Here is a 12,343-nt window from a genome sequence, read left to right as displayed (position 1 = left end):
ACCTATCAAAACTTTTGCGACAGACTACTAGAGAAAAGATTCAGTGTTGTTTATTATTTCCAAGCGTACCATTCTTCATTGGTGGTACAGTTCTGGCTTGCATAAGAAGTAGATTGAGCAGTGCATACAGAAAAGTGTATTTTTGATAGCCCGATTTGATATTCAACACAGCACAGATGGTTAGTGTGTTCTTTGGGCTTTCTTTTTATCTTATTAATTAAGGTGAATCTTATCCAAAAAATAGAAAATTTTTGAAGAAGGAGCTAGAAGACAAAAGCCATACCATTTCACGAAATGATTGCTAAATACGATTCCCCCAATCCTCTTATTAAGGGGGCTAAGAGGATGTTTTAAAAGTCCTCTGGTTGGTAGCAAAATGTTTAGCTTCCCCTAAATTTTTCGATAAATTGAGGGACTTTAAGAAGTCTTTTCCCCCTTTTTTAAAGGTTGATTGTTGGGTTTCGTTCCTCAACCCAATCAACCTCTGGTACCTTTATTCTTTCATGTTAAAAGTAGAACTGTGAAAAACCCGATCATTTGGCTCTTGGCTCCTGGCTACTTTCTTGTTCAATGGAATTCCCAGCCGTTTCAAAATTGTTTTTCAACCATACTTTTAAATCCACAAAGCCTTTACTAGGTAAGTCTACTTTTGTTAATTGCGTGCATTCCTCTAAACAATAAAATAAATGTTCTAGAGGTTGTAATTGATTGATGTGCAAAGAGGTTTTTGTAATTTTTTTGACAAATCCTAATAACTTTGCTTCTCGTAAATTCTCACTTATTTGTACAGCAACATAACCAACTCTATTTGATTGAACTTCTGGTGGTACGTAAATTGATTGTGCATTCTCTAAAACAGGAAGGCATTCTAATTTACCTAAATTTTTGATTTGTAAATCTGCCACATTCATCAAAGTCTGCTGTACTGAATTCCAACTGTCACTAGCTTCTATATCTGTCTCAAACCCCATGCAGTTTAGATAAAAATTTACGAAGGATACAGATAAGCTATTGAGCAAAACTTGCTGTTTTTTTTCAGGCGTAGCTTGCTGTTTTGACCATTGTCTTGCTAGTTTACGAGAAACTGGAGATATAAAACTAGTAAATGTAGAGAGGGTTTCCATTAGATTTATAACTTCTTTGACTAATGTTAAGCTTCTAACTCACACAAATTTCAGAATGAATTTCCTGAGATTCTTCAACTATCTTGGGAACAGCTTCTTTAAAAAAACGCTGACTTAATAACATATTCACCCACGTCATAAATTCACCACGTTGGGAATCGTATTGGTCAATATTTTTACAAAGATACAAAAATAGGTCTTGTACAGCCTCCTCATAGATGTGTTTGTAAAGTTTAGGCAACTGACCCTTATATGGGTAGCAGAGTTTGCTCGAACGGTAAATACTGTCAATGAGCTTTGATAGAGCTATTCGCCTGGCTGTTGTACCTGGCGGATGTTGTTGGGCTATTAAAGCTAACTCTTTCAGCTGTTGTTCGTTCATATAAATTGTTCTCTTACAAAAAGTTATCGGACAGTTAACAAAGCTTTTATCTGAATTATTTTACAAACTTTACAAAAATTTACAGATAAATGTGTCAGAGGTCTTGGTTTAATGTTTGCGATCGCAAATTTTTCTACAAGTCTTACAAGCCCTCCCAAGCATCGGCACGCAAGCGAGAGATGAGGGCAGAAGGTTGATGTGATAGTCTATACTAAGATTGTTATGCCATCCTCCTTTTTAATTCAACACTGCTTTAAGCGAAAGCATAATGCTAAATAAATTTCTTTGCGTTAAAGAACCGGAAATTTATGGACTTCTACACATTTAAAATATGTTTTCCATAAAAATAAAAAAATTTTCTGCAAAAATCCGTGATAGCAGTAAAAATTTACACTTACAGAAAAAATAGGCGCTTAAATAGAAAAGCACGAATAAAAACTTCATGCTAATGGTAAACGCCATACGCTACATATATATAGGTTAAATTCATGCTTAGCTATGCACTTGTAATATTTGAACCAAGTAGGTCGGTATGAAAAAACGTAACTGGGAATGGTTGTCCTTAGTCATTTGTCATTGGTCCTTGGTAAGGATTTCAGCGGATTTACATTTTGTAATGTAGTTCTGTTTATTCCCACCCACTTACTTATTCACAATTACATAATTCAAAACTGCTTTTTTTATTAAGTTATGTAAATAAATTGTAATTTTAGAGATAAATAGGGTTGTAGCAACCCGAGTAATAAGTGAAGCATCTCAATTATCGATCCTGATTCGGGCGTTGCATTACAGCCATTTTCAGGTAAATAGACCACAATCGTAGGGCGCAATGCCTTGCGCCCCTACTGTAGCACCAAAGACGGAAAGACTTGGTAATACAGAGGTACAGAGGATAACACATCCTCTATATTTGCATACCTATCTCAAACTCACCATTATTTAGAGCTTTCTGTGATTCTGATTTAGCAAATTCTTAGCAATAACCACTTAGATTGAAGTATGTCAGAAAAATCTACCAAAGGATACGTTTATTCTTTTAAGAACAAACAAGACAATAATAAGTTTTGTGTATTGAGATACACGGATATTTCTCCCCCTGAAAAAGCACTTGAAGAAATAGAAAAGGAGTATCCTAAACTAAAAAATACCTTGTGCTTATCTAATACGCTTCAGGTTCCAGACATTAACAAAGCAGAAAACTGGTTTGAACACGAACTAAGCTATCTTCACCAAGAGAACGTAATAGAGCGGGATTTTTATGACGACAAAAACCATAGGCTTCGACGTATAAAAAGTCTGAAAGTTTCGGCAGAAGAAAAAATTAGTGATTTAATCAACTGTTATCCATCCGCAAAAAATAGCAACTCCACAAAAAATAGTGACTCCACCAACAGTGCAGTACTTTTTATTGTAGTGCTTTTATTACTTTTCTTTTGTTCTAAAAATTCAGACCCTCAATATCAAGACTGTGTAGACAATGGTGGTGGTAGAGCTTGTGAAAAATTCTACGAGACATCTAGAGATAATGAATACTATCTTAGTAATTGATGAGAATCTTGAAAATAAAAATCTCTTAATGACATCCTTGAAGACAGCAGGATTTGAGGTGATTGACACAGAGGACGGTCTTGTTCGTGTTCGGAAAGCCCAGGAGAAATTATCTGGTATTAAGGATAAGGAGAGCCAAAAATTAGAGGCTCCTCAGTCCATATTTCCTTCCATTCCCCGCATGAATAAAGTCTTTCAGTTTATTGAATTGAATTACCATCAACCTATTAAGCTAGATGATATTGCTAAAGAAGTTGGTTATGCTTCAGCGTATTTATCCAACTTAATGCGTAATCTTACAGGAAAAACAGTAATTGATTGGATTATCGATCGCCGCATGGCAGAAGCACGCATCTTGCTTTTAAAAACTAACAAATCTGTCAAGCAGATTGCTTTAGAAGTGGGCTATCAAAATACCAATCTTTTCTACTACCAGTTTCGCGATCGCCACAATTCTACTCCTCTCGTTTGGAGAAAGACACGGCGGTTTCAACAACGATAGCGGTCAAGTTAATTACAAGCATTACTGGACACAAGTATTTGGTACACCTGTGTAATACCATTTCACAAAAAAGATCGTACGAATGTAGGTTGGGTTGAGGAACGAAACCCAACTGTCTCATTTTTTTCTGGAATTGGTATAAGCCCTTAATACGGCTTCTGGTCTTTTGACAACGGAATTCTTGAAACGGAGAAAATTATGACAGCAGCCCAAGCATCCAGTCAAACTTATACCGTCCAATCTGGAGACACGTTATTTTTGATAGCCCAAAAAGTTTACGGGGATGGCAATCGTTGGCGTGAAATTTATGAAGCGAATCGTGGTGTAATAGGAGGGAATCCCGAACAACTTCAAGTAGGGATGGTACTTGTTATTCCAGGGCTTGGTCAACCCAATCCCAATCCCCCTAACACATTAAATGTAGAAGCTACATTCTATAGTAGAGAAGAAACAAAAGGACATCTCCCTGCAACAGGCATACATGGAGCCACATTGCAAGAAGCCCTAAGCGGTAGAGGGCGGATACAATGTGCTGTAGATCCAAACGTTATTCCCCTACTAAAAGAGTTCACTATAATACTGTGGGACGGTCGTCAAGTTCCTGCAACTGCGTTAGATAAAGGTACGGCAATCATCGGTAATAAAATTGATATTTTTGTCGATACCATCCAAGAGGCCATTAATTTAGGTAGAAAACAAGTTCAGGTCATTCTTTAAGCAGACATTTGAAAGGAGAAAATCATGGCATCTGGTCAAAATTATACTGTTCAATCTGGCGATACGCTGTTTTTGATAGCCCAAAAATTCTACGGAGATGGCAATCGTTGGCGTGAAATTTATGAAGCGAATCGCGGTGTAATAGGAGGTAGCCCCGAGCAACTTCAAGTGGGGATGGTACTTGTTATTCCTGGCTCCGGTGGAAATCCTGGTTCGGGTGGAAATCCTGGTTCGGGTAGGGGAAATTTCCCAGCTATGCTAGAAGCCCTCGGAGCATTTGAATCAGGGTTTCCATCAGGAGATCCAAGACAGTACACCTCTGAAAACTCCCTCGGTTTCATGGGTAAGTATCAATTTGGAGAGCCGTTACTGATTGACCTTGGCTACTACAAAGCTGATGTTTTTTATGGAAACGGTGCTGACAAGAACTATTGGCGGGGTGCTTGGACGGGAAAAAGAGGTATTAATAGTAAAGAACAATTCCAAAATTCCCGTGAAGTTCAAGAAGCTGCTATTCGTGAAGCTTTTAATCTCAACTTACAACGTATTAACAATACACTTGGAGCGCAAGCACAGTCTCTCAACAATTACCTCGGTCAGCAAAAGACATATAACGATAGAGGGGGGTCAAAAACAATCACTCTTACCCTTTCCGGTATTTTAGCCGGAGCACACCTGCGCGGTCCTTTTGGAGTCGCTAACCTTTTGTTGAAAAATGAAGTTTCTCAGGATGAATTTGGAACTTCTATACTCCGGTATGTGGAAGAATATGGCGGTTACAATGTTTCGCCTGCTGATTTCTCTTGAAATTGTCTTGCGGACGAGCGCCTGTATAGTCGCGATTTCAATCGCAAACGTGTTTTTTCCAAATTGGGATGCTCCCCAAAATTGAGACAGGCGATCGCTTATCACTGGTAACTCATAATTGTTGTTAAATATTCTGACTTTTCACGGGATGAGAAAAGTCAGAATGATTGTTTAATAGCCATAAAAGAAAGTATTTACATCCTTAAAATAATTACTTATTTCTTGAATACAATCTAAAAATAATTAATTGTCGCTTTTATTAAAAAAGCTACCATTGTTATTAGGAAATAAAAATATCTGATAAACAACTTGTATTTTGTATTTCCAGAAGTCTGCAGGAAAGAGAATTTGTAAAGTCAATCTTAAGAAATCGGTAGATTGGGTTGAGGAACGAAATTCAACATTGAATTGAATTATTGGATTCCACTTTGTTCTGCCCAACTTACACAGGAAAATTGACAGTTAAGATTTGCTTTATAAATGACTTTGTCAGCAGGAAAATATTAGAAGAGAAGCAAAGAAAATATTCTTTAAAGAGGAAAGCATTAACTGTGAATTATTTAAGAATATCAAGCTCGAAATCTTCTTTTTTTGTAGAAACAAATTAACCAATTTTTCGAGGTCTTATTATGGCTCAGATAGAAATTTTTTCGGATGCAAATTTCGCCGGAGCGGCTTCAGGTGTACTTACAGATTTAACAAGTGCCTACGTTGGAGATTTTTGGAACGACAAAATCTCATCAATTAAAGTCTACTCCGGTACTTGGCAGTTCTTTGAGCACATTAACTTTCAGGGAAGAAGTTTTCAACTTCAACCTGGTGAATACTCTTATGTAGGCGATGCTTTCAATGATACTATTTCCTCGTTTAAACCGATTACTAAAACTTCAACTTTTGCTGAAGAAATTTTAAATGCTCATAATAAATACAGAGCCGAAGTAGGGGTTCAACCACTGCAATGGTCAAACGATTTAGCAGCAAGTGCTCAACAGTGGGCAAACCATTTAGCTCAAATTGGAAAGTTGGAACATAGCAGATCTGGAGAGAACCTTGCTCTTGGTACTACTGGTGCTTTTTCCGTCACCCAGCTAGTAGATATGTGGGGTAATGAAAAGCAATATTTTAGAAACGGTACTTTCCCCAATGTATCCAGTACTGGGAATTGGCAAGATGCGGGTCATTACACTCAAGTTGTTTGGAGAAATACAACTTCTGTTGGGGGTGGTTTAGCCCGTGGTAATGGCAGAGATATTTTGGTTTGTCACTACAATCCTGTAGGTAACTTTATAGGACAACCTGTTTTCTAATGATATTCAGCAAATGCTTCAGAGGTCATTTATAAAGTAAATCTTAAATGATCGAATGTATTGTGTAGGTTGGGTTGAGGAACGAAACCCAACAACAAGGGTTCAATGTTGGTTTCGTTCTTCAACCCAACAATAAGGGTTCTCTTTTTAATGGTTACTCCCGAACAAATTCAAGTGTAATACCCATGACCAAGAACATTTATGCACTACTAGTTGGCATTGACAACTATCATCCTGACTCAAGTCCAAAGGTGCGATCGCTTACAGGTTGTCTCAATGACATTAAAGCAATAGAATCATACTTGCGCGATAGAATTTCCTTTGGAAGTGAATGGAAACTTGTAGAATCTACAGATGTCCCCTGGATTCTTACCAACGAACAAGCGACTCGTCAAGCAATTATTAATGGTTTTCAACAACACTTGTGCAAGGCAGATAGCGATGATGTCGTACTATTTTACTATGCAGGTCACGGTTCCCAACAAAAAGTACCAGAAGCTTTTTCTCATTTAGAACCAGACAATTATAATGAAACGTTAATTTGCTATGATAGCCGCACAAAAGGGAGTTGGGACATAGCAGATAAGGAACTGGCATATTTGATTTCTCAAGTGTCAAAGAACAACCCACATACCCTTGTGATTTTGGATTGCTGTCATTCCGGGACTGGGACAAGAGACTCAGAAATCGTGCGTCAGGCTGCTGGTGATGAACGCCAACGCCCTTGGGATAGCTTTATTTTTGCCAAGGACTCTGTTGCATTAGAGGAATTGGCTTCTTTGAAGAACCAAGACAAGAAGATGAAATGGCGGGGATTTCAGGGGAAACATATTGCGATCGCCGCCTGTCGTTCTCACGAAACAGCGAAGGAGTACACATCAGTTGACGGTCAACGGCGAGGCGCTTTTTCCTATTTCCTCACGGAAACCTTGAAAAAAACCAATAGTGAACAGTTCGAGAACCCTCTACTGCAACGTACTGGAACTCTCAGAAAGTTACGGTATTTACTTACCCTTCTTTGAGGAAAGAAGTAGTATAAGTATCCCAGCTTATGCAAGCATCGAAAGTGAGTGTGAATTTTACATACCAGATGATTTCTTAGAACGAGGAGTCACTGAGTATAAAGAGATATTTAAGCTGATTGTCAGCACCGCAGAATTCGACGCCGGAGTGTTAGAACAAGATGGGCTAAATCCACCACCGCAAACTCGTTCGCTGGGATTACCTGAGAGTACTTTCAATCTTTTATTGGATCGGGTTAACACCCGCGAACCGGGTAACTCAAGCAGAAAGCTGGATGATTGGATGACAAAGAGCATTGCACTCACAATTGTGCATCCGCAAGATGCTGTTCAAATTCAGCCCAATGAAAGTACCACTTTACGGGATGGAGCCGTTCAACTGCAACCGCATCCCAACTTACAGCTTCGCAACTCAAAAACCAATCCAGTCAGTTACAAAGATTGATGGAAAAGCTGTTTGGGGAAGTTGTGGATAAAGCGGTCGATTTCGTCTTTTTTAAACAACCTAATGATATTGCTGTCAGTCTAAGCAGCATCAAAAGTGTTGATTCTCAGCGATCGCCTCAACCCAGAATACTAGAACCAGATGCTGCTTGCGACCATGTCACCTACTTCACAACTCCAGCCGGATTGGAAGCGTTAGTGAAAGCGTTGACTTCGTAGGCTTCGTATAAGTTTTCACTCTAAAGCCCACCTCTTAAATGGGGTGGGTTATGAAAAACATAAAAATATCCTTATGAACCAGATTAAACATAGCTACGCCATTGTTATTGGTATTAATAATTACATAAATGACGTTCCAACCTTAAAAACAGCAGTCAATGATGCCAAAAGATTGGCAGAAATTTTGAGACAGTCACACCAATATCAGGTTTTAGAGTTAATAGACACTAATGCGACTCTCGATAAACTAAAGAATCTCCTTGAAAACCTCAAACAGGGAAAACTTCCGCTATCTACTGAAGCGATCGCTATTGAAAAACACGACCGCATACTATTTTACTTCGCCGGACACGGTATAGCCTCAGATGGGCTGGAAAGCGAGGACGGACAAGCAGCCGGTTACCTTCTCCCCCAGGACGCTCACAAGGATGAAAACAGCTTTCTACCAATGCAATTATTACACGATGCACTGGTCGCACTGAATTGCCGTCACCTGTTAGTGATTCTGGATTGCTGCTTTGCTGGTGCTTTTCGCTGGTCAAGTTTAACGCGAGAAGCAAGGCGTCATCCCAAAATGTATCGCGAACGTTACGATCGCTACATTCAAGGCTGTGCTCAACAGGTTATCACTTCAGCCGCCCATGATGAAAAAGCAGTCGATGTCCTTTCTCGCCTTGGCGATCGCGGTGTAGGTAGCACGGGAAAACACTCTCCTTTTGCAGAGATTTTGTTTGAAGCTCTGGAAAATGGTAAGGGAGATGTGATTCAAGATGGAGTGATGACAGCTTCCGAACTTTACATATACTTGCGCGAAGAACTGGGAAAGACAGTACACCGACAAACACCAGGGTTGTGTCAATTAAAAAAACACGATAAAGGCGAATTTATCTTTTTAGTTCCTGATTTCGATCCCAAGAATCTGGAAAATGCACCTCCACTTGATGAGAACACAAATCCCTATCGAGGACTAAAGCCTTACGAGTTTAATGAAGAAGATAGCAAGTTCTTTTTTGGCAGACAACAGGCTATAGACAACCTAAAAACTCATCTTTTGAATTCAGAAAAACCACCAATTACCGTTGTTTTGGGAGCTTCAGGGACAGGTAAATCGAGTTTAGTCAAAGCCGGGTTACTCCCTTCCCTGTCAAAAGAGCAATGGCATATCCTCAGTCCAATGCGTCCTGATTCAAGCCCTTTTACTGCCTTAGCAAGTGCTATTCTACCGCTTATCAATCAATCTACATCTGACAATTCAAATTTCATTTATACCCTAAGCCAGGAATTGCAACAACCTCAAAAATTAGGAGAAATTATTAAAAATTGGAGTCGGAACAATTCAGCAAAATTACTTTTGGTTATTGACCAATTTGAAGAACTGGTGACCATGTGTCAACCAGAGGATAAAAACTTATTTTTGCATATACTAAAAGCATTACTCACTGATGGTTATGAAAACTTGAGAATTATTATAACTTTGCGTTCTGACTTTGAACCTTATTTTTCTAACAAAATTTTGGAATTAAATTCTTGGTTAGCAGCGTGTTTTCGTGTACCCCTTATGGGACGAGAGGAATTGCGAGAGGTTATTGAGAAGCCAGCCGCAGAAAAAGTGCTGTATTTTGACCCTCCACAACTGGTTGAGCGGTTGCTTGATGATGTCGCCCAAATGCCTGGTGCGCTCTCATTGTTATCTTTTACTCTTAGCGAACTTTATCGTAAATATTTACATCGTCGGGGTTCTGACCGAGCGTTAAAACAAGAAGATTATGAGGATTTAGGTGGTGTTATTGGTTCTTTGACAACAAAAGCTACACAAGAATATGGAGAATTAGTTTCTCTAAACTCCGCTTATCAAAAAACAGTGCGTCAAGTTATGCTGCGAATGGTTTCACTTGAGGGAGGAGAGTCAGCAAGACGAAGAGTACCATTATCTGAATTAGAATATTTAGATGCAAATGAAAACGAGCAAGTGAAAGCATTTCTGAATTGTTTTTCTAAGGCTCGCCTTATTGTAGGAGATAAAGACGTTGAAGGCAAACCTTATGTTGAGCCAGTCCACGATGCATTAATACGCGGATGGAGTCAGTTACAAACGTGGATCGTAGAGGAACAAAAAACCTTTACTTTGCAAGAACGCTTGACACTTGCTGCTAATGATTGGTTAAATAATAGTAATGAAGAACAAAAAAAGGGTTTTCTTTGGGATGATGACCCTCGCTTACCAATATTAGAAAAGCTACTTCAGTCTGAGAATAACTGGCTCAATCGGGTAGAAACAGAGTTTGTTGAACAAAGCATTCAACACAGAAATCAAGAACTTGAAAAAGCCAAGCAGCAGCTTGACGAAGCAAGACAAGGTGAGATAAGTGCATTGGTTGCATTGTCTGAAGCTCGTTTTCAAAACGATCAACTTGGGGCATTAATATATAGTTTGAAAGCAGGTAGACTATTTCAACAAATTAAGCGTTCGCCCTGGCTGAAAGAGGACGTTGTGACTCGCACATCTGTTGTCCTCCAACAAACTCTCCGCCGAGTGGAAGAATACAACCGCTTGGAAATGCACCAAGGTGGGGTCAATGCTATTGGTTTTATTTCCAACGGTCAAATGATAGCTACGGAGGATAAAACAGGAATCATACGGATATGGCAATTGGACGGTGCATTGTCTCAAACTTTAGAAGATAGAAGATACCATCTTTCTGAACTGGCTGTTAGCCCAGATGGTGAGATGTTTGCTTCACGGGGTCAAGAAAGAGGCACAATTCATCTCTGGAATCGTGATGGTTCTTTGCACAAAACCCTAGAAGTGCATGGGAATCAAGTCATGAAAGTTATTTTCAGCCCTGACAACCAAATATTTGCCACAGCCAGTTGGGAACATGAAATTAAACTCTGGAACCGAGATGGGACATTGTACAAAACCTTAACAGGGCATCAAGGTTCAGTCACCAACTTAGATTTTAGTCGTGATGGTAAGATGATTGCTTCGGGAAGTACGGACGGAACGGTAAAACTATGGAAGAGCGACGGGACTCTGTTGAAAACTTTTACCGATCATCGGGATGCCGTTTGGAGTGTCTGTGTCAGCCCTGATGGTAGTCTCATTGCCTCAGGAGGTCAAGACACTACAGTAAAATTATGGAAAAGTGACGGCACTTTAGTAAAAACCCTTTACGGACATAAAAGCGCAGTTCGTGCTCTTCGTTTTAGCCCAGACGGTCAAATTCTCGCTTCTGGAAGTGATGATGAAACGGTGAAACTTTGGAAGATAGGCGGTACATCGTTAAAAATTCTAGATGGGCATATTGATGTGGTTTATGATGTGTGTTTTAGTCCCGATGGTAAGACGATTGTAACCACACACGGACACGGGTTGGTATCGCTTTGGAATAGCGATGGTATGTTAATCAAAACAGAAAAATGGCAAGGTGGACCCATAACTGCTGTAGATTTTAGCCCCTATGGTGAAGCGATCGCGACTGCAAGTGGCGATAGAAGCGTACATCTGAGGAGTTCTGATGGCGCTTTCTTGAGAACACTAGAAGGGCATACGGGGGAGATCTTCCATAAAGAAGTTCTTGGATTGAGCTTTAGCCCTGACAGTCAAATGCTTGCTACTGGGTCTGTAGACGGGAGTGTCAGACTTTGGACAATAGATGGCAAGCTACACGCAACTCTTCAAGAACAAGGAAGCACAGTTCGAGGTGTATGTTTCAGCCCCGATGGCAAAACGGTCGCTTCAGGAGGTGATGATAGAACAGTCAAAGTTTGGACACGAGATGGCAATTTGCTTTTAACCCTTACAGGGCATAAGCATTCAGTGTGTGCGGTGTGCTTTAGCCCAGACGGCGGTCTCATTGCTTCAGCAAGCGCAGACGGCACAGTCAAACTTTGGAGACAAGATGGCATTTTATACAATACATTAAGAGGGCATCAAAATGTAGTGAGTGCAGTACGTTTCAGTCCAGATGGCACACTCATAGCTACGGCTAGTTATGACAAGACAGTGAAACTATGGAGACGAGATGGAAAATTATACAAAAATTTACACGGTCATAGCGATCGCGTTTATGCACTGGCTTTTAGTCCTGATGGTAAAACCATTGCCTCAGCCAGTACTGACAAGACTGCGATTCTCTGGAATTTAGATCTCGCTTTAGATTTGGATGAATTGCTGTCCTATGGTTGCCATTGGGTGCGCGATTATCTCCATTGCAATCCTAATGGTCACAAAGAGCAAGCGGTGTGTCTGCCTGAATGAAAAACATTAT

11 protein-coding genes are annotated in these 12,343 nt (G+C 39.8%); 9 read left to right on the top strand and 2 right to left on the bottom strand.

Annotated elements, in window-relative coordinates; all coding sequences use genetic code 11:
* Positions 1-533: 533 nt before the first annotated feature.
* Positions 534-1,124, bottom strand: coding sequence for a DUF1822 family protein (locus ACYRY3_RS40470; protein WP_460207473.1), 591 nt, complete (start codon positions 1,122-1,124; stop codon positions 534-536).
* 34 nt (positions 1,125-1,158) lie between these two features.
* Positions 1,159-1,506, bottom strand: a complete 348-nt coding sequence (locus ACYRY3_RS40465) for a hypothetical protein (protein WP_460207472.1) — start codon at positions 1,504-1,506, stop codon at positions 1,159-1,161.
* A gap of 999 nt (positions 1,507-2,505) precedes the next feature.
* On the opposite strand from ACYRY3_RS40465, the gene ACYRY3_RS40460 reads away from it, so the two are divergent.
* The 9 genes from ACYRY3_RS40460 to ACYRY3_RS40420 all read left to right on the top strand — a co-directional run bounded on the left by ACYRY3_RS40460 (position 2,506) and on the right by ACYRY3_RS40420 (position 12,333).
* Positions 2,506-3,054 carry a hypothetical protein gene (locus tag ACYRY3_RS40460; protein WP_460207471.1) on the top strand — a complete coding sequence of 183 codons (549 nt, stop codon included), beginning with the start codon at positions 2,506-2,508 and terminating at the stop codon, positions 3,052-3,054.
* Positions 3,032-3,556: a helix-turn-helix domain-containing protein gene (locus ACYRY3_RS40455; RefSeq protein ID WP_460207470.1), complete on the top strand. Its 525-nt coding sequence runs from the start codon at positions 3,032-3,034 to the stop codon at positions 3,554-3,556. Before ACYRY3_RS40460 ends, ACYRY3_RS40455 begins: the two co-directional genes overlap by 23 nt.
* A gap of 198 nt (positions 3,557-3,754) precedes the next feature.
* Positions 3,755-4,273: a 3D domain-containing protein gene (locus tag ACYRY3_RS40450; RefSeq protein WP_460207469.1), complete on the top strand. Its 519-nt coding sequence runs from the start codon at positions 3,755-3,757 to the stop codon at positions 4,271-4,273.
* 24 nt (positions 4,274-4,297) lie between these two features.
* Positions 4,298-5,080, top strand: coding sequence for a LysM peptidoglycan-binding domain-containing protein (locus tag ACYRY3_RS40445; RefSeq protein WP_460207468.1), 783 nt, complete (start codon positions 4,298-4,300; stop codon positions 5,078-5,080).
* A gap of 629 nt (positions 5,081-5,709) precedes the next feature.
* On the top strand, positions 5,710-6,387 hold the full coding sequence (locus ACYRY3_RS40440; protein ID WP_460207467.1) for a CAP domain-containing protein: 678 nt from the start codon (positions 5,710-5,712) through the stop codon (positions 6,385-6,387).
* A gap of 185 nt (positions 6,388-6,572) precedes the next feature.
* Entirely contained in the window at positions 6,573-7,409 is an 837-nt protein-coding gene (locus ACYRY3_RS40435; protein ID WP_460207466.1) for a caspase family protein, read from the top strand.
* Positions 7,333-7,854, top strand: coding sequence for a hypothetical protein (locus ACYRY3_RS40430; RefSeq protein ID WP_460207465.1), 522 nt, complete (start codon positions 7,333-7,335; stop codon positions 7,852-7,854). Before ACYRY3_RS40435 ends, ACYRY3_RS40430 begins: the two co-directional genes overlap by 77 nt.
* Positions 7,854-8,072 (top strand): hypothetical protein, encoded by a 219-nt coding sequence (locus ACYRY3_RS40425; RefSeq protein ID WP_460207464.1) that lies wholly within the window; start codon positions 7,854-7,856, stop codon positions 8,070-8,072. The genes ACYRY3_RS40430 and ACYRY3_RS40425 overlap by 1 nt, the downstream gene beginning before the upstream one ends.
* A gap of 73 nt (positions 8,073-8,145) precedes the next feature.
* On the top strand, positions 8,146-12,333 hold the full coding sequence (locus ACYRY3_RS40420; protein ID WP_460207463.1) for an nSTAND1 domain-containing NTPase: 4,188 nt from the start codon (positions 8,146-8,148) through the stop codon (positions 12,331-12,333).
* Positions 12,334-12,343 lie beyond the last annotated feature (10 nt).

This window comes from Scytonema sp. NUACC21, from assembly GCF_054684315.1.
Note: the sequence above shows the minus strand (reverse complement) of the source record. Positions and strands in the feature narration are given on the sequence as shown.